This window comes from Roseateles sp. So40a, from assembly GCF_048081605.1.
Classification (GTDB): domain Bacteria; phylum Pseudomonadota; class Gammaproteobacteria; order Burkholderiales; family Burkholderiaceae_C; genus Roseateles.
In genome coordinates this window covers 118,085-135,906 of sequence record NZ_CP182288.1, presented here as the reverse complement: position 1 = coordinate 135,906, position 17,822 = coordinate 118,085, and the positions used below count along the sequence as shown (strand labels likewise).

Genomic DNA, 17,822 nt, shown 5'->3' with positions numbered 1-17,822 from the left:
CGCGAAGCATACGCGAGAAGGCACCGGTTTTTCCAGATGTCCGGATGCGGGGACCGAGCACTTGAGCCCGGCTCAAGAAATCGGGAGAATCCGCCCCTCATGAGCGCCCTGCCCCCCGCCCGCCCCGACGCCGGTCCCGTGCCGACGTCCGCCGCCGCGCTGCCCGCGCAGCGCCGCTCGCCGGTGGGCGCGAAGGCGGAGCAGCGCGTGCGCGACATCCTGCGCGTGAGCCGCGCGGTGTTCGCCGAACGCGGTTACGAGCGCGCGACGACGACCGAGATCGCGCAGCGGCTGGGGATCTCCGAGGCGACGGTCTTCACGTATTTCCGTGGCAAGCGTGAGCTGTGCATGCGGGTGATCGGGGACTGGTACGACGAGATCATCGAGGCGATCGAGACGGGGCTGCCGCGCGGGCGGCCGATCCGGGACCAGCTGGAATTCGTCGTGCACACGCATCTGCGGCTGTTCCTGATCCAGGGCACGGGGCTGTGCGAGCTGGTGCTGTCGGAGGGCCGCAAGCGCGAGGCGCCGGTGACGCGCGGCGAGGGCCAGGACTTCGGCGCGGCGTTCGTCGATCTGCAGCGGCGCTACACGGCGCCGCTGATGGACCTGCTGGCGCGCGGGCAGGCGCAGGGTGAGGTGCGGCAGGACATTCCGCTGCGGCTGCTGAGGTCGCTGGTGTTCGGGCCGATGGAGCACATGCTCTGGGAAGTGATCATCGCGGGCCGGCAGATCCAGGTGGATGCCGCGGCGCGCGACCTGGTGGCGCTGCTGTGGCCGGCGCTGCAAGCGCCGGACCAGGAGCTCAAGGCGCTGCGGCGGCTGAAGGCGCGCATGGCGCAGGCGCTCGAGGACGACGGCAAGCCCTGACCCTCAGCGCATTCCGCACGTGAGCGCAAGACTTGGGAAAGTCAAAAGCGCAGCAGTTGAGGTCATGGCGCGTTCGACTGCGTTCGAGAACGATGGCGGCTCCGACTTTCGAGTCACTTCCTGGAGCCCAACATCGTGGATCACGACCTTCAGTCCAACGCGCTTGCACCTCCCGACGAGCCGCTCACATCACCCCGATTTCCGTCGCACCGCCCTGAGGAACACCCGCCTCTGATCTCCGAGGACAACTTCAATCAAGAAGCTTGGGACGCCTGGTATCGAGAGCAGATTCGTCTTTCCATCGAGGACCCGCGCCCCAACATTCCTCATGAGGAGATTGAGAGGAACTTCTGGGCAACCTGTCGCGCCTACAGGAGCACGCATGGATGCTCGAACGGCTCTTGAATGGCGACCTCGCGCCTCACTTCGCTACGACGCGATCATGGCGGAGATCCGCAGGCACAACATCCTTGCAGCCGAGGAGCTCGGACGGAAGATCTTCCAGAGCCTTCGTTTGGCCATGAGGAATCCAATGCTCTACCGTGCATCTCAGCGCGTCGAGGGCATCCGTGAACTCGTCGTCACGGCCAACTATCTGGTGCCCTATCGCATCACGGAGACCGCCGTGGAGGTTCTGGACATCGTGCACGCGCGGCGAAACTGGCCCAACCCTCCGGAGCCCATTCACTGAACCGCCGCGGAGCGCCGGCCGACGACCAGGGCGACCGCAAGCGGTCGCCCTTCTTCATTCGTGATGCGACACGCCGACGCGCACGACTCGGACAAGTCAAAAGCGCAGCAGTTGAGGTCATGGCGCGATCGCCTGCGTTCGAGAACGATGGCGGCTCCGACGTTCGAGTCACTTCCTGGAGCTGAACATGCCGACCCTTGATCACGAAGAACTGCTGGGCACCGTGCCGATGCCGGTGCAGATCCCCACACCCGCGCCGGGCGAGTACGTGCCCCACATCAGCGAGGACAACTTCGATCAGGACGCTTGGGACGATTGGTATCGAGAGCAGATCCGCCTGTCGATCGAGGACCCGCGGCCCAACATCCCGCACGAGGTTGTCATGGAGTGGATCGATCGCAAGCTCCGAGAAATGAAGCACTGCCAGACTCATTCCAGCGACGCTTGAATGTCCGCTCATTGAACCCAAGCGGTCGCCCTTCCACACTCCACGCGCTCGAAGAGCGCGTCTATTGATCAGCGCGAGCGCTTTTCCATCGCCACGCTCAGCGCTGCCAGGCCCAGGCCGACCACTGCCAGCGCCGCGCCGGCCACCGGCAGCGCGCGCAGCGACGCGCCGTGCGTCAGCATCCAGCCGCCCAGCCACGCGCCACCCGCGTTGCCCAGGTTGAACGCCGCGATGTTGAGCGTCGACACCAGCGCCGGGGCATCCGGCGCCTGCTGCATCATCCGCATCTGCAGACCCGGCACCGTCGCGAACGCGGCCACGCCCCACAGGAAGACCGACACGATCGTCAGCCACTGCCAGTCCAGCACCACCGCCAGCAGCGCCTGCACCACCGCCAGCGCCACCAGCACGCCCATCAGCGATGGCATCAGCTTCCAGTCCGCGAGCTTCCCGCCCACCGTGTTGCCGATCGTCAGGCCCAGCCCGAACAGGAACAGCACGCCGGTCACCGCGCTCGGCGACAAGCCCGTCACATCCTCCAGCATCGGCGCGATGAAGGTGAACGCCGTGAAGACGCCGCCGAAACCGACCGCCGTCAGCGCCAGCGCGATCAGCACCTGCGGACGCCGCAGCACCGACCACTCATTGCCCTGACCGCCCTCTTCCGACGCCGACCGCGCCTTGGGCAACAAGACCACCAGCGCCACCGCCGCCACCACGCCGAGCCCGGCGACCGCCGCGAAGCTCGCGCGCCATCCCCATTGCTGACCGATCAGGTTGCCCAGCGGCACCCCCAGCACATTGGCCAGCGTCAGCCCGGTGAACATCAGCGCGATCGCACCGGCCTTGCGGTCCGGCGCGACCAGCTCGCTCGCCAGCACAGCCCCGATGCCGAAGAACGACCCGTGCGCCAGCGCCGCCACGATGCGGCCCGCCATCACTGTCCAGTACCCCTCACCCATCGCCGACATCGCATTGCCCACGATGAACAGCGCGATCAGCACCAGCAGCGCGCGCTTGCGCGGCCATCCCGCGCTCAGCGCCGCGAGCGGCGGCGCGCCCAGCGCCACGCCCAGCGCGTAGCCAGTCACCAGCAGACCCGCGCTCGGCAGGCTCACCGCCAGGTCCTGCGCCATCGCCGGCAGCAGACCCATGATCACGAACTCCGTCGTGCCGATGGCGAAGGCGGCCAGCGCCAGCGCCAGGATGGGCAACGGGAAACCGCGCGAGGCCACGGCACCGCCGGCAGGTGTGGCGCCTGAGGCGCCGATCGAGGAAGGCACGGAGCTCACGAGCTGACTCCTGGTTGATTCGATGACCCGCACTGTGATCTTTGCCTTCCTGATTGAGAATCCATCGAAAGACATATGCATCTGTTCCAGAATGGAAAAGATGACCGCCGCAAGATGCGGCCCACCTGATCAACCTGTCCTGCGTGATCGACTTGTCCTGCGTGATCGACCTGGAGCGCCCCGATGAATGAACTCGACGACATGCGCCTGTTCGTGCGCGCCGTGGCCGCCGGCAGCCTCTCCGCCGCCGGACGCGAGCTGGGCGTGTCGCCCGCCGTCGGCAGCAAGCGACTGGCGCGGCTGGAAGCCCGCCTGGGCGTGCGCCTGCTGCAGCGCAGCTCGCGCCGGCTGTCGCTGACCGACGAGGGCGCCATCTACCTCGAACGCTGCCAGTCCATCCTGACCGACATCGACGACGCCGAGGCCGAACTCGCCCAGGGCCGCCAGCACGCTCGCGGCCTGCTGCGCATCACGTCGACCGTCGCGCTGGGACGGCGCTGCATCGGACCGCTGGCCGCCGAGTTCATGCAGGCCCATCCGGAGGTCACCGTGCAGGTCTCGCTGTCGGACACCATCGTCGACCTGATCGAGGAAGGTTTCGACTGCGGCGTGCGCATCGGCGGTTCGCCCGACTCGCGACTCGTCGCGCGCCGCCTCGGTCCCAACCGGCGCGTGCTGTGCGCCACGCCTGACTACCTGCGCCGCCACGGCACGCCACGCACGCTGGAGGACCTCGCTGGCCACGACTGCATCCTGCAGGAGCGCGTCGCCACGCGGCAGTCCGAGTGGGTCTTCATGCCCGCCGATCCGTCGGTCAGCGCGTCACCGCGCGCCGTCATCGTCCACGGCCGCCTGGTCACCGACAACGGCGAGCAGGCCCATGACTGGACGCTCGCGGGCCTGGGCCTGGCGCGGCGCTCGGTGTGGGACGTGGTGGCCGAGCTCGACGACGGCCGGCTCGTGGAGGTGCTGCCCGAATGGGCCGGCGAACTCGGGCCGCTGCAGCTTGTGTTCCCGTCGCGGCGCCAGCTGCCGGCGCGCACGCGGCTGTTCATCGAGGCGCTGGTCGCGAAGTTCCAGAACTCCGCCGATCAGGCCCGGGTGCGCGCGCCCGTGATCGCCAAGCCCTCCCGGGCTTCGGAAAAGAAAAAGCCCGGCCGAAGCCGGGCTGCATGATCGATCAAGGAGATCGATCAGAGAGCGATCAGAAGTCGTACGAAGCGCCGACCTTGTAGCTGCGCGGACGCAGCTTGTAGCCGTCACGCAGGTTGACCGGACGCTCGTCACCCATCAGGTTGATGATGTTCAGCGACAGGCGCAGGTTCTTGATGCCGGTGTAGCCCAGGCTGAAGTCCGTGCGCAGGTCCTCGTCGATGAAGCACGGCAGCGAGCCCGGCTTCAGGCTGGACTGGCAGGCGGCCTCGCCCCAGGTGGCCTGGTCGGCCTCGCTGCGGTTCAGCGAGGTGCGCGACGTGTAGTTGAAGCGCAGGCCGGTGGTCCAGTCGCCCTTGTTCCAGTAGGCCGACAGCACCGACTTCAGGCGCGGGTTCTCGTACATGCCGACCTGGTTGGGACGCCACTGGTTGGACCCGATGTCCCACTGCTTGTAGCTCAGCGCGTAGGTCGCGGCCAGGCCCAGGTTCAGCGTGCCGAACGAACCCGAAGCGACGCGGCCCTTCAGGTCGATGTCCACACCCGAGGTCTCGGTCTTGCCGAAGTTCTCGTACTGCAGCAGCAGCGACGTGACCTGACCGGCCGTCCACGAGATCGACTGACCCGACAGCTGGTTGGCGCGAGCCGCCCAGGCGAGTTCCTGCGCCGTCAGCGCGCCGCGGCTGATCACCGACTCGTAACCCGCCGTGCCTTCACGGGCCAGCACGTAGTCCGGATCACGCGAGGAGATCTCGTTCTTGCGCTCGATCTTGAAGTAGTCGACGGCGATCGACGCGTTCTTGGTCGGCTCGAACACGAAGCCCAGCGTCACGCTCTTGGACGTTTCCGGCTTCAGGTTGGGGTTGGCCGAGATCATCACCGGCAGCGAGGCGCGGCAGCCGCTGTTCAGCGCCAGCGTGCCGTCCGCCTTGTCCGCGGCGGTGCCGTTCTTCAGGACGTCGTTGATCGCCGTGGCGGTCGCGCAGCGGCGCGGGTCGACCATCTGGTTGTAGAAGCCGGTCACGCCGACCTGGCCCAGCGTCTCGGGGATGTTGGGCGCGCGGAAACCGCCGGCGACCGTGCCGCGCAGCAGCAGCTGCGGCGACACCTCGTAGCGGACGCCGAACTTCGGCGACACGCGGCCGTCAAAGCCCGAGGCCTTGTCGAAACGCAGCGCGCCGTTGAGCTCCAGCCCCTTCCACACCGGCGCGTTCAGCTCCAGGAAGGCGGCCTCGAGGTCGCGTTGGCCGTCGATCAGCACCGAGCCGCGGCCGACGATCTGCGCCTTCAGCACGTTGTCGGTCGACTTGATGCGCACGCCTTCCTGACGGTGTTCAGCACCGATGGCGAAGGCCAGCGGGCCGCCCGGCAGCTGCATCAGCTCGCCGCTCAGCTTGGCATCGACCCACGTCTGGTGGTTCTTGCCCTGCGAGCCGTTGATCGGGAACAGGCGCTCCAGCAGCTCCTGGCTATTGCCGCCACCGATCTTGTACTCGCCCGATTCCACGGCGGCGTACAGATCACGCGAGCCCCAACGGGCCAGCTTGTCGGCCTCGGCGGCGTTGCGGCCAACCGAGACTTCCCAATCCATGTCGCGGAACGTGCCCTGCAGGCCGGTCAGCACGCGGTACTGCTTGCCGGTACCGTCGTAGTTGAACAGGTTGGGGTCGTCCATGAACCGGTAGTCGATGCCGCGCGCCGCGCCGGTCGGATTGGCCGGGTTCGTGGCGGACAGCACCGGGTGCGGCACCGACTGGGCGACCTTGTTGTAGCCGTCGTACCAGCGCGAGGTGCCGCCAGCGGCGATGGTCATCGGCACCACCTTGTACTCGGTGGTCGTCTTGGAATACGACACCTCGGCGAAGGCCTGGATGTCCTCGGTGACCTTCATGCGAGCGGCGCTGAACAGGTTCACGCGCTTGGCCGGGTCGGACACCGCGTTGAGCGAGTTGATGTCGGTCACGCACTGGCCCGCCGCGTTCAGCGTCGTGCAGCCCGCCACCGGCACGCGGTTGGTGCCCACGCGCAGGTTGCCCGGGAAGGAGCTCAGGCTGGGATCACCGAAGGTGCCCAGGAAGTAGGACTTGTGCCACGACGGGTAGTCGTCCTTCACGTCGGCCACGGTGTAGCCCTCGCGGCGGTACGCCTCGATGTTGGCGAAGACGTTGAAGCGGTCCTTCTCCAGGTCGCCGAAGCCGGCCACGATGCTGGCCTGGCGCTGCGCGCCGACGCTGGGGTTCTCGTTGAAGGTGTAGCTCGCCGAGGCGCCCACGCCGTTGTAGCTGCGGCGCGTGATGATGTTGATCACGCCGGCCATCGCGTCGGAACCGTAGATGGCGGACGCGCCGTCCTTCAGGATTTCCACGCGCTCGACCGCGTCAGCGGGGATCGCGTCGACGTTGACGAAGGTGTCCTTGGCGCCGTCGGCCAGGCCGAAGTTGGCCACGCGGCGGCCGTTCAGCAGCACCAGCGTCGCGCCCTTGCCCAGACCGCGCATCGACACGCCCGAGGCGCCCGAGGCGAAGCTCGAGGTGTTGCCGTCATCACGGAGTTCGGAGCTCGAGGTCGAGGTCAGCGTGTCCAGCACCTGACGGACCGTGTTGGCACCGGTGCGACGGATCTCGTCGCGGTTGTAGACCTGCACCGGCGAGGCGGTCTCGGACGCCAGGCGCTTGATGTTGGAGCCGGTCACCTCGACGCGCTGGAGCTGGGTCGTGTCCTGAGCCTGGGCCTGCGCGATCTGCGCGCAGCACAGCAGCGCGGCGGCGGCGCTCAGGGACAGGGAGAGCTGGGTGTTCTTTCTCATACTTCCACTTGCGATTTGATGAAGGGCCGAATGGATCGCACCGGCCGAGGGACCGGCGGCCAGGATCGGCAACCGGGTCACGCACCATCGAGGGTCACCCGGAGGGCGCGAGGGGGCGGATTCTGGGCAGCCCACCACCCCCTGTCCGTCGTCACCCATTGCAAATCAGCAACATTGCTTCACGACGCAGAAGCCGCCCCTCGCAATGACGGGCGGCAATCGCCCGAATGCGCGCAAATGCAGCAGAACAGCCCCGATTCCGGGTCGTTGCTTCACCCAAATCGAGGGAAAACCCTTTCGATGCAAATTGGCACCACGACGGTGCGTCATTCGCCCTTTCGTTGGTGATAACCCGCTCAGGCACAACCCGAAGGGGCGATTGCGCCGCCTCCGGCCGGTGCGCATCGGGGGTCGGGACAAGCCCTGACCCCGCACCTCGCGGGGATGAAAGCGCTACGCTTGCGCACCCCCGCCGCAAGACCCGGCCCCTGCAGGAAGGACCAGGCGCGGCGGATCCGCCCAGGCGTCCCCCAGGAGGAATCCCCCATGTCCCTATCGATGACCGTGAACGGTCGGGCGGTGACGCTCGACGCCGATCCGCAGATGCCCCTGCTGTGGGCGCTGCGCGAGGAACTCCAGCTGACCGGCACCAAGTTCGGATGCGGCATGGCGCTGTGCGGCGCCTGCACCGTGCACCTGGACGGCCAGCCGATCCGGTCCTGCCAGACGCCGCTGGAGGCGGCCGCGGGCAAGAAGATCACGACGATCGAGGGCGTGGGCGCCTCCGCCACGGGGCGCGCGGTGCAGCGGGCCTGGCTCAAGCTCGACGTGCCGCAGTGCGGTTACTGCCAGAGCGGCCAGATCATGAGCGCGTGCGCGCTGCTGGCCGGCAAGAAGAAGCCCACGGACGCCGACATCGACGGCGCCATGAGCGGCAACATCTGCCGCTGCGGCACCTACAACCAGATCCGGGCGGCGATCCACGACGCCTCGGCCACGCTGGTGAAGGGAGGCTGATCATGGGCATCGCGATTGAATCCCCGAGCCGGCGCGGCCTGCTCAAGACCGGCGCGGCGCTGACCGTGTCCTTCGCGCTGCCGCTGGCCGGCACGCGCGCGGCGCTGGCGCAGGCCGCCGAGCCGGGCGCGTCCGGCGGCCCCAGCAACACCTTCGCTCCCAACGCCTGGCTGCGCATCACGCCCGACAACAAGGTCACCGTCGTCTGCGGCTCGGCCGAGATGGGCCAGGGCGTGCTGACCGCCATCCCGATGATGGTGGCCGAGGAACTGGACGCCGACTGGGCGCTGGTCTCGGTCGAGCAGGCCCCGGTGGACGCGGCCTACAACAACCCGATGTTCGGCATGCAGGCCACCGGCGGCAGCACGACGGTGCGCGCGCACTGGACGCCGGTCCGCCAGGCCGGCGCCGCCGCGCGCCAGATGCTGGTGGCCGCCGCGGCGCAGCAGTGGCAGCTCGACGCCGCGTCGCTGCGCACCGAGCGCGGCCAGGTGATCGGCCCCAACGGCCGCAAGGCGAGTTACGGCTCGCTGGTCGCCGCCGCCGCGAAGCAGCCCGTGCCCGACAAGCCCGCGCTCAAGGACCGCAAGGACTTCCGCATCATGGGCAAGCCCACGCGGCGGCTGGACAGCGCGGCCAAGATCAACGGCACGGCCAAGTTCGGCATCGACGCGCGCGTCGACGGCATGCTGGTCGCGGTGATGGCGCGCGCGCCGATCGCGGGCGCCAAGCCCAAGGCCTTCGACGAAGGCAAGGCCAAGGCGATCAAGGGCGTGCGCAAGGTCATCGCGCTGCCTTCGGGCGTGGCCGTGCTGGCCGATGGCTATTGGGCGGCCCGGCAGGGCCGCGACGCGCTGGGCATCGAATGGGACCTGGGCGCGCATGCGGACCTGTCCTCGGACAAGGTCTCGTCGACGCTGGACGAGGGCTTGCAGAACGCCACGGCGATCGCGCTGGAGACGGGCAACGTCAAGGACGGCAGCGCCAACTCGGCCCGCTCGCTCAGCGCGCAGTACGACGTGCCCTATCTCGCCCATGCCTGCATGGAGCCCTTGAACTGCCTGGCCTGGGTGCGCGGCGACGAGGTCACCATCTGGGCCGGCACGCAGAGCCAGGGGCCCGCGCAGGGCATCCTGTCGCAGGTCGCGCAGGTCACGCCGGCCAAGGTGAAGGTGAACACGCTGCTGCTGGGCGGCGGATTCGGGCGCCGCTTCGCGCCGGACTTCACCATCGACGCGACGCTGCTCTCCAAGCTGAGCGGCAGCCCGGTCAAGCTGATCTACGCGCGGGAGGACGACATGGCCGCCGGGTTCTACCGGCCCACCTCGCGCGTGCGCTTCGACGCCGGTCTCGATGATCAGGGCCGCCCGCTGATGCTGCGCGCGGACGTGGCCAGCCCGTCGATCATGGCGGCCTCGGGCTTCATGAAGATCCCCGAGAACGGCGTCGACGCGATGGCCGTCGAGGGCCTGGCCGACCATCCCTACGAGATCCCGCACCAGCGCATCGCCTACGGCCGCGCGGAACCCGGGCCGCAGGTCTGGTTCTGGCGCTCGGTGGGGCATTCGCAGAACGCGTTCTTCATCGAGAGCTTCATCGACGAACTCGCGCACGCGGCCAAGACGGATCCGTTGAAGTACCGCCTGGCGCTGCTGGAGAAACACCCGCGCGCCCGCGGCGTGCTGCTGCTGGCCGCGGAGAAGGCGGGCTGGAGCCGGCCGCTGCCCAAGGGCCGGCATCGCGGCATCGCGGTGGCCGAGAGCTTCGGCACCTGGGTCGCGGAAGTGGCGGAGGTCTCGGTCGGCAAGGACGGCGCGATCCGCGTGCACCGGGTCACGGCGGCGGTCGACTGCGGCCAGACGGTCAATCCGCAGACCATCTCGCGCCAGATCGAGGGCGCCATCGTGTACGGGCTGTCAGCCGCGCTGTACGGCCGCATCACGTTCAAGGACGGGAAGGTCGAGCAGGGCAACTTCCACGACTACCCGGTGTTGCGCCTGAGCGAGATGCCCAAGGTCGACGTGCACATCGTGCAGAGCGCGGAAGCGCCTGGCGGCATCGGCGAGCCGGGCACGCCGCCGATCGCGCCGGCCGTGGCCAACGCGATCTTCGCGGCCACCGGCAAGCGGCTGCGCGCGCTGCCCTTTGACGGCGAGGCGCTCAAGCAGGCTTGAGCGCGCAGGGCGCCGACCGATCACCCTCGCCCGCGAAGCGGGAGAGGGAGGGGTGAGGGCTCGTGATCGACAGCGAGCCCTGCCCCGAGCCCTCACCCCCCGCCCTCTCCCGCTTCGCGGGCGAGGGGGCCCAATGCGCACCAATTGCCACGGTTGCTCTCCCGCAAGCGGGAGAGGGAGTACGCGAGGGCTCAGGCGGCGGGCGGGTAGCCCGCCTCGCTGAGCACGCTGGCGAGCTGCTCGCGGCTCAGCGCGCTCTCGACCCTGACCGTCTTCTCCGGCAGGTCGACATTGACCTCGGCCTTCGCGTCGGCCTCCTTGACCGCTTCGGTGACGGCGGCCAGGCAATGGCCGCAGCTCATGTCGGGCAGCTTGAATTCATGCATCTCGGGCTCCTGATCGAACAATCAATGGCCGCGAGCGTAAACCTTCCCACGGTGGCAGGGTCAAGCGCGGGGATCGGACTTCTCCCATCAGGGGCATGGCCTTGACCTTCCCATCATGGCAAGCTTGAGACTTCGGCCATGAACACCACCACCGCTCCAGCCTCCCCGTCCGCGCTCGCGTCCGCCTCCGCGTCCGATGAGCTGCAACTCGCCGTCACCGGCATGACCTGCGCGAGCTGCGTCAACCGCGTCGAGCGCGCCTTGCGCAAGGTGCCCGGCGTCGACGAGGCCGAGGTCAACCTCGCGCTGGAAACGGCGACCGTGCGGATGCAACCCGGCGTTGACGCGCAGGCGCTGATCGCCGCGATCACCAAGGCCGGCTACGAGGCCCGCGCGCTGGTGGCCGAGGACGACACGCCGCCCCCGCCACCGCCCTGGTCCGCCACCGGCTGGCCCGTGCTGACCGCCGCGTTGCTGACCTTGCCGCTGGTCGCGCCGATGATCGGCCTGCTCTGGGGCGCGCACGGGATGTTGTCGGGGTGGTGGCAGCTCGCGTTGGCCACGCCGGTCCAGTTCTGGCTGGGCGCGCGCTTCTATCGGGCCGGCTGGGCCGCGCTGCGCGACCGGGCCGGCAACATGGACCTGCTCGTCGCGCTGGGCACCAGCGCCGCCTACGGCTTGAGCGTCTACGAGCTCTGGCGCCAGGGGCCGATGAGCCACGCGCTCTACTTCGAGTCCTCCGCCGCGGTGATCACGCTGGTGCTGCTGGGCAAGTGGCTCGAAGGCCGCGCCAAGCGCCAGACGCTGAGCGCGATCGCGGCGCTCAAGGAGCTGCGGCCCGAACGGGCGCGCGTGCGCCGCGGCCCGCCCGGGCAGCAGGCGGAGCTCGAGCTGCCGCTGGCCCAGCTGCGGCTGCGCGACCTGATGGTCATTAGCCCCGGTGAGCGCGTGCCCGCCGACGGCCGCATCCGCGAGGGCCGCAGCCAGGTCGATGAATCGCTGATCAGCGGCGAGAGCCTGCCCGTCGACAAGGCTGCGGGCGACCGCGTCATCGGCGGCGCGGTCAACGGGGACGGCCTGCTGCTGGTGGAGGTCACCGCGCTCGGCGCGGAATCCACGCTGTCGCGCATCGTGCGGCTGGTCGAGTCCGCGCAGGCGCACAAGGCGCCGATCCAGCGCCTGGTCGATCAGGTCAGCGCGGTGTTCGTGCCGGCGGTGCTGGTGATCGCGGCGATCACGCTGCTGGGCTGGGGCCTGTCCTCGGGCGACTGGGAACGCGCGGTGATCCACGCGGTGGCGGTGCTCGTCATCGCCTGCCCCTGTGCGCTGGGCCTGGCGACACCGGCCGCGATCATGGTGGGCACCGGCGTGGCCGCGCGCCACGGGCTGCTGATCAAGGACGCGCAGGCGCTGGAACAGGCGCGGCGCGTCGAGCTCGTCGTCTTCGACAAGACCGGCACGCTGACCGAGGGCAAGCCGCGGCTGACCGATTTCATCGCCGCGCCGGGACAGGACGAGGCCGAGGGGCTGGCACTCGCGGCCGCGCTGCAGCAGAACAGCGAACACCCGCTGGCGCGCGCCGTGCGCGACGCCGCCACCCAGCACGAACTGAAGCGCCAGGAAGCCCCCTCGCCCGCGGAGCGGAAGAGGGCGGGGGGTGAGGGCTCGTGGCGCCCCTCGGTGGCAGCCACCGGCGTGCGCGCCGTGGCGGGCCGAGGCATCGAGGGCCAGGTCCAGGCCCGCTCGCTGCGGCTCGGCAGTCAGCGATGGATGGAAGAACTCGGCGTGGACCTCACGCCGCTGCGCGCTGACGCGGAGGCCGCGATGGCCCAAGGCCGCACGTTGTCGTGGCTCGTCGCCGACGATGCCCCAGGCACCGCCCCGCCCGTGCTGCTGGCGATGCTGGCCTTCGGCGATCGCGCGAAGGCGACCTCGGCGGCGGCCATCGCCGAGCTGAAGGCGCTGGGACTGCGCACGCTGATGCTCAGCGGCGACAACGCCGCGGCCGCGCGCGCGGCCGCTGACGCGCTCGGCCTGGACGAGGTCCGCGCCGAGCTGCTGCCCGAGGACAAGGCGCGCATCGTCGCCGAGCTCCGCGCCGCGGGCACGCACGTGGCGATGGTCGGCGACGGCATCAACGACGCGCCCGCGCTCGCCGCCGCCGACGTCGGCCTGGCCATGGGCGGCGGCACGGACGTGGCGATGGAGGCCGCCGGCATCACGCTGATGCGCGGCGATCCGCGGCTGGTCGCGCAGGCGATCGCGCTGTCGCGCGCGACGGTCGCCAAGATCCGTCAGAACCTGTTCTGGGCCTTCATCTACAACCTGCTGGGCGTGCCGCTCGCGGCGATGGGGCTGCTCAGCCCGGTGATCGCGGGCGCGGCGATGGCGCTGTCCAGCGTCTCGGTGCTGGGCAACGCGCTGCTGCTCAAACGCTGGAAGGGACCGCGATGACCGCGATGAACGACAGCGCCGTGGCCGCGGCGCCGCTGACCATCGGCCAGGCGGCCGAGCGCTCGGGCGTGTCGCCCAAGATGCTGCGCCATTACGAATCGCTGGGCCTGCTGCCGCCGGTGCCGCGCACCGAGTCCGGCTACCGGCTCTACGGCGAGAAGGAGGTGCACACGCTGCGCTTCATCCGCCGCGCGCGCGACCTGGGCTTCTCGATGGCGGAGATCGCCGAGCTGCTCAAGCTCTGGCAGAACCGCCGCCGGGCCAGCGGCCAGGTCAAGCGCATCGCCGAGTCCCACATCGCCGACCTCGACCGCCGCATGGCCGAGATGCAGGCCATGCGCCGCGCGCTGGCCGAGCTCGCCCGCTGCTGCCACGGCGATGATCGGCCCGACTGCCCCATCCTCGACGACCTCTCGCAAGGAGCCACGCCATGAGCCTTCCCCACGATCCCGCCGGCCCGAACGGCGCCAATGGCCTTCACACCGATCCCGTTCCCGCCCGCTGGGAGCGCATCGCGGCGCACCTCGGTGACGTCGGCGGTCTGACGATCCGTCGCGCGGTGCCGACCCCCAAGCGCCGCATGATCGGCGCGTGGTGCTTCCTCGACCACGCCGGCCCGGCCGACCTGACGCCCCAGACCGCCATGCGCGTCGGCCCGCATCCGCACACCGGGCTGCAGACCTTCAGCTGGATGATCGAGGGCGAGGTGCTGCACCGCGACAGCCTGGGCTCGGTGCAGATGCTGCGTCCCGGCCAGGTCAACCTCATGACCGCGGGCCGCGGCATCAGCCACACCGAGGAATCGCAGTCCGACCGGATCCAGCTCGCGCAGCTGTGGATCGCGTTGCCCGATGCGGTGCGCCATCGCGAGCCGGCCTTCGAGCACTTCCCGGACCTGCCGACCTTCACCACCGGCGGCTTCGACACCACGCTGCTGGTCGGCGAGTTCAACGGACATCGCTCGCCCGTGCCCAGCCACACGCCGCTGCTGGGCGTGGACCTCAGCGCCGCGCGCGCGGCCGAGGCGACGCTGGCACTGCATCCCGATCACGAGTACGGGCTGATGGTCCTGGAGGGCGAGTTGTCGGTGACGCTGGACGGCGAGTCCACCGGCGCGAGCCAGCCCGGCGAGCTGCTCTACATCGCGCCGGGCGCGCAGTCGCTGAAGCTGCTCTCGGGCGGCGGCAAGAGCCGCGCGCTGCTGCTGGGCGGCCCGCCCTTCGGCGAGCCGGTGCTGCTGTTCTGGAACTTCGTGGGCCGCAACCGCGAGGAGATGCAGACCTACGCCGAGGAGTGGAACAGCCGCGAGGACGGCGGACGATTCGGCGCGGTGTCGGGGTTCGATGGGCCGCGCCTGCTGGCACCGGTGGTGCCGCCGCTCAAGACGCCCCGTTAGGCCTCGCCCCTTCCCACGCCTGCGCCCAGCGGCGGGACTCGGCGGCTGGCACCGCGCCCCGGCGGACCGCCTCCTCGAGCAGCTCGAGGTAGGCGGTGATCGCGGCCTCGGGTCGCGGCGCTCCGGCCTCGGGCGTCAGGCGAGGACCGCTGGACCAGGGCCATCGGGTCCCGCCGCGCAAGGCCAGCAGCCGGTGCAGATCAGCTGCGGCCAGCGTGCCGTCGTCATGCAGGCGCAGCAGGCCCGTTCCGAAGTGGCGCACCGCCTCGGCCCTGTCGGCTCGCAGCGCCGCGACCAGCGGCGAGCACCAACGCCGGCGCGGCCCCAGAAGCCGCATGAGGTCGGCCGAACCCAGGCCGGCGTGCCGGACCGCGCCGCCGATGCCGGCGAGCAACGGGCCCAATGCCTCCGGATCCACCGTCAACACCGCGGTGTCGAGCAGGCGCGCGCCCCCGCCGAGTTTCGCGGCGAGCAGGGACAGCATGTCCCGCCGATTCACCAGGCCTTCCCTCACCGCGGTCGCCAGCGCGGCCATCCAGATCCCCGCGGCCTCGCGATGACCGGCCGTCACCGCGGCGCGGATCGCAGGCTCCTCGGCCAGCAGACCCTCGAACGACGGGAACAGGGCCTTCTTCCAGCCCAGGCGCTGCAGGTCGAGCGCCTCCAAGGTCAGGACGCGCACCGCTTCGATCTGCCCCGCGCGCATCGCCGCGCCGATCGCGGCATGACCGCCGCGCCGGCACCACAGCCGGAGTTCCTCGGCCTCGGCGTCGCGGGCGCCAGCGGGATCCAGCATGTCCAGCTCCTCCTCGAGGTGCTCCCGGACGCAGCGGGTGTGGCCGGCGGCCGCCGCCAGCGAGAGCGCATGCGGCTCGCCCCCACGCCCGAGCAGGAGCAGGCCGACCTGCTCGCGAGACAACAGGCGGGCTCGCCGCGCATCGCGTAGGGCCCCCCGATAGACCGCGGCCGCCTGCGCTGAACCCTGTCGCATCGCCTCGTGATAGACGCCGGACCCGTCCTGGCGATGCACCTTCAGGCCATCGATCAGTTCGTCGGCGGTCAGCACCTGCCTGCGCGCCATCTCGAGGAGCGCGCCCGTCCAGACCCGCACCACCTCGTGCAGGTCGTCGCGCATGGCCAGGGTGAACCCGTCGTCCGCCCGGTCTCCTTCTTCGCCATTGGCGTTCAGGAGCAGCTCGCGCAGGTCCCGCGCGTCCAACGCCCCACGCTGATGGGCGTCCTTGACGAGCGAGAAAAAGGCCATCAAGGCATCGCTCCGTCCATGGGCGAGCGCGCTGCCGATCGCGCTGAACGCGGCGTTCCGACCCTTGGCGAGGATCTTCACCAGCGGCGGATGCACCGGTCCGCCCTGGCGGTGCACGACGAGCGCCGTCGACAGGAGCTCTCGCACGACCTCCGCGCCGCCGGGCGCGCCCATGGCCGCGGTCATCGCCGCGCACCCGTCGTCGTCGCGCGCCATCAGCGCTTGCCCGCGCTGGCGGGCCGTCATCGCGGGCGCGGCCACGATCAGCAGGCTGCCCCATCGGCGCAACCGACGGAGATCGCCGCCGCGCGCCGCGGCCATGACGGCCTCGGTGCCGTCGCAGGCGATCCACGCCGAGGCCGCCGCGCCGTCGGACGTCGGCAGCAGGCGGGCGAACGCGTGCGAGTCATCCGCCTCGTCGGCGGCGTCGATCAGCCGATGTCGTAGCGCATCCGGCAACCGGCTGACCCGATGGGCGCCGAGCCACGCGTGGCAACGATCCGATCCCATGCGCCGCCACCAGCAGCGGGTCAGCTCCGGCGTCTCCAGCCAGCGCGGCGTCACCCAGAACAGGGCCGAGTCGTCGCCCTGCAGGAGGGCCATCCGCGCCAGTCCCGCGCGCTGCGCCCCGTTGAGCGGCACGCGGGAGGCAAGCTGGTCCAGGTCCCGCAACTGGCGCGCGCCGACCGGCGTCATCTCGCCGGCATCGAACCCGGGGCGGTCCCCGGTCTGGAGCCACCAGAGCCCCTCCGTCAGGTGGCAGAGCCGGCACGCGTCCCGTTCGCCCACCACGCCGGGCCAGCGCATCAGCACGCCGATCTCGCCCGACGGCACCGCGCCGTCGCGCATCAGGTTCAGCATCACCTGCACGGCCAGGCGCATCGGATGCGCGATCAAGCCGAAGTCATCGAGCGCGGCCCCGTCGTCCTGGGTCTCGAAAAGCGTCCAGCGATCCACCGGACCCAGCGATCGCTCGATGGACTCGATCTCCGTGTCCATGGCGCTTCGCTGGTCCGGCGTCATCCGCGACAAGCGCGCGGGGTCCACGCCCTGCGCCGACAGCCAATCACGCAGGCGCTCCAGGGCTTCCTCGGCGAGCGAGAGCGCCACCGCGGCTGGCGTCACGTGAGCGCGCAAGTCCGCCTCGGCACGGGCCACGATGGGCGCCTCCAGTCGGCCAGCGTCGAAGAATCGATCGGGCGGCGAGGCCTGCGCGGCCGGCAGTCCCAGTCGCTGCTCGAGCGCGGTGACGTAATGCGCCTCGAAGGACACCAGCCGGCGGCCGTCCTCCGCCGGGTCTCGGCCGATCGTGGCCCGCGCCACGTCCTGCAGCACCTGACGGGTCAGCTCGGCGCGTCGTCGCGTGGCGGACCGCGTCGCGCCACCGTTCGAGCAGCACAGCACATGCACCGCCTCGCGCAGACCCGCGCGGCAGCCTGTGACGCACAGGTCCATGGCCTGCGCGGCCTGTCTCAGCGCGTCGCGACGCAGACGGGCGTCGATGCCTTCACCGGACACGAGCCGCACCAGTTGGTCCAGCAAGGTCGCGCCCTCGCCGCCCAGGAAGGTCCGGCGATCGACGTCCGAGAGCGGGTCATTCGCATCCCGCGTTCGCGACGCGAGTTCGCCGAGGATCCGCGCCTCCGGCACGCCCAGCGTGCCGATCGCCCGGGCCAGCGCCGCGCAGGTGTCCGCGAGCCCCGCCGCGCCGCCGTTCGCGGCCGCCTGCGTGAACGCCTCGCCGTCGGGGGAGCGCCCGATCGGATCCGCCCCCGGCGAGAAGCCGAAATGCGGATCGAAGCCGGGGTCACCGCCCGGGGCGAGGGGTGCGGGAGCAGGGCGGAAGGACGGCATGCGGCGGACCCGGGAGCG

The 17,822-nt window shown here is 70.4% G+C and carries 14 protein-coding genes; 10 read left to right on the top strand and 4 right to left on the bottom strand.

All coding sequences use genetic code 11. The annotated features are described in order from the left end of the window. The first annotated feature begins 99 nt into the window (after nucleotides 1–99). The 4 genes from ACNI65_RS00605 (at nucleotide 100) to ACNI65_RS00590 (ending at nucleotide 2,009) form a co-directional block, all read left to right on the top strand. Nucleotides 100–870 carry a TetR/AcrR family transcriptional regulator gene (locus tag ACNI65_RS00605; protein WP_416760620.1) on the top strand — a complete coding sequence of 257 codons (771 nt, stop codon included), beginning with the start codon at nucleotides 100–102 and terminating at the stop codon, nucleotides 868–870. A gap of 135 nt (nucleotides 871–1,005) precedes the next feature. Beyond that, a complete protein-coding gene (locus ACNI65_RS00600; protein ID WP_416760619.1) occupies nucleotides 1,006–1,275 on the top strand; it encodes a hypothetical protein in 270 nt (89 codons plus the stop codon). Further along, the gene (locus ACNI65_RS00595) at nucleotides 1,253–1,561 is read left to right on the top strand and encodes a type II toxin-antitoxin system RelE/ParE family toxin (protein ID WP_416760618.1); all 309 of its coding nucleotides are present in this window, start codon (nucleotides 1,253–1,255) and stop codon (nucleotides 1,559–1,561) included. The genes ACNI65_RS00600 and ACNI65_RS00595 overlap by 23 nt, the downstream gene beginning before the upstream one ends. Before the next feature lie 187 nt (nucleotides 1,562–1,748). Further along, nucleotides 1,749–2,009, top strand: coding sequence for a hypothetical protein (locus tag ACNI65_RS00590; protein WP_416760617.1), 261 nt, complete (start codon nucleotides 1,749–1,751; stop codon nucleotides 2,007–2,009). 68 nt (nucleotides 2,010–2,077) lie between these two features. Here the strand turns inward: ACNI65_RS00590 and ACNI65_RS00585 are convergent, their stop codons facing one another. Further along, nucleotides 2,078–3,244: an MFS transporter gene (locus ACNI65_RS00585; RefSeq protein ID WP_416763532.1), complete on the bottom strand. Its 1,167-nt coding sequence runs from the start codon at nucleotides 3,242–3,244 to the stop codon at nucleotides 2,078–2,080. 240 nt (nucleotides 3,245–3,484) lie between these two features. Between ACNI65_RS00585 and ACNI65_RS00580 the strand changes: the two genes are divergently transcribed. Then, on the top strand, nucleotides 3,485–4,477 hold the full coding sequence (locus ACNI65_RS00580; RefSeq protein WP_416760616.1) for a LysR family transcriptional regulator: 993 nt from the start codon (nucleotides 3,485–3,487) through the stop codon (nucleotides 4,475–4,477). Between the two features lie 28 nt (nucleotides 4,478–4,505). On the opposite strand, the gene ACNI65_RS00575 is transcribed toward ACNI65_RS00580, so the two are convergent. Then, nucleotides 4,506–7,259, bottom strand: a complete 2,754-nt coding sequence (locus ACNI65_RS00575; protein WP_416760615.1) for a TonB-dependent receptor plug domain-containing protein — start codon at nucleotides 7,257–7,259, stop codon at nucleotides 4,506–4,508. A gap of 546 nt (nucleotides 7,260–7,805) precedes the next feature. Here ACNI65_RS00575 and ACNI65_RS00570 point away from each other — a divergent pair. Next, nucleotides 7,806–8,276, top strand: coding sequence for a (2Fe-2S)-binding protein (locus ACNI65_RS00570; RefSeq protein WP_416760614.1), 471 nt, complete (start codon nucleotides 7,806–7,808; stop codon nucleotides 8,274–8,276). Between the two features lie 2 nt (nucleotides 8,277–8,278). After that, nucleotides 8,279–10,450 (top strand): molybdopterin cofactor-binding domain-containing protein, encoded by a 2,172-nt coding sequence (locus ACNI65_RS00565; RefSeq protein ID WP_416760613.1) that lies wholly within the window; start codon nucleotides 8,279–8,281, stop codon nucleotides 10,448–10,450. A 191-nt stretch (nucleotides 10,451–10,641) separates the two neighbouring features. Here the strand turns inward: ACNI65_RS00565 and ACNI65_RS00560 are convergent, their stop codons facing one another. Continuing rightward, nucleotides 10,642–10,836 (bottom strand): heavy-metal-associated domain-containing protein, encoded by a 195-nt coding sequence (locus ACNI65_RS00560; protein WP_416760612.1) that lies wholly within the window; start codon nucleotides 10,834–10,836, stop codon nucleotides 10,642–10,644. Nucleotides 10,837–10,974: 138 nt separating this feature from the next. On the opposite strand from ACNI65_RS00560, the gene ACNI65_RS00555 reads away from it, so the two are divergent. Genes ACNI65_RS00555 through ACNI65_RS00545 form a run of 3 tightly spaced genes read left to right on the top strand, consistent with a single transcriptional unit; the run spans nucleotide 10,975 to nucleotide 14,686 of the window. Further along, nucleotides 10,975–13,290, top strand: a complete 2,316-nt coding sequence (locus tag ACNI65_RS00555) for a heavy metal translocating P-type ATPase (RefSeq protein ID WP_416760611.1) — start codon at nucleotides 10,975–10,977, stop codon at nucleotides 13,288–13,290. Beyond that, entirely contained in the window at nucleotides 13,287–13,724 is a 438-nt protein-coding gene (cueR, locus tag ACNI65_RS00550; RefSeq protein ID WP_416760610.1) for a Cu(I)-responsive transcriptional regulator, read from the top strand. Before ACNI65_RS00555 ends, cueR begins: the two co-directional genes overlap by 4 nt. Continuing rightward, complete coding sequence (locus tag ACNI65_RS00545) at nucleotides 13,721–14,686, top strand: pirin family protein (RefSeq protein WP_416760609.1); 966 nt, start codon at nucleotides 13,721–13,723, stop codon at nucleotides 14,684–14,686. The genes cueR and ACNI65_RS00545 overlap by 4 nt, the downstream gene beginning before the upstream one ends. Here the strand turns inward: ACNI65_RS00545 and ACNI65_RS00540 are convergent. Next, a complete protein-coding gene (locus tag ACNI65_RS00540; RefSeq protein WP_416760608.1) occupies nucleotides 14,670–17,804 on the bottom strand; it encodes a hypothetical protein in 3,135 nt (1,044 codons plus the stop codon). The genes ACNI65_RS00545 and ACNI65_RS00540 overlap by 17 nt on opposite strands. Between the last annotated feature and the right edge of the window lie 18 nt (nucleotides 17,805–17,822).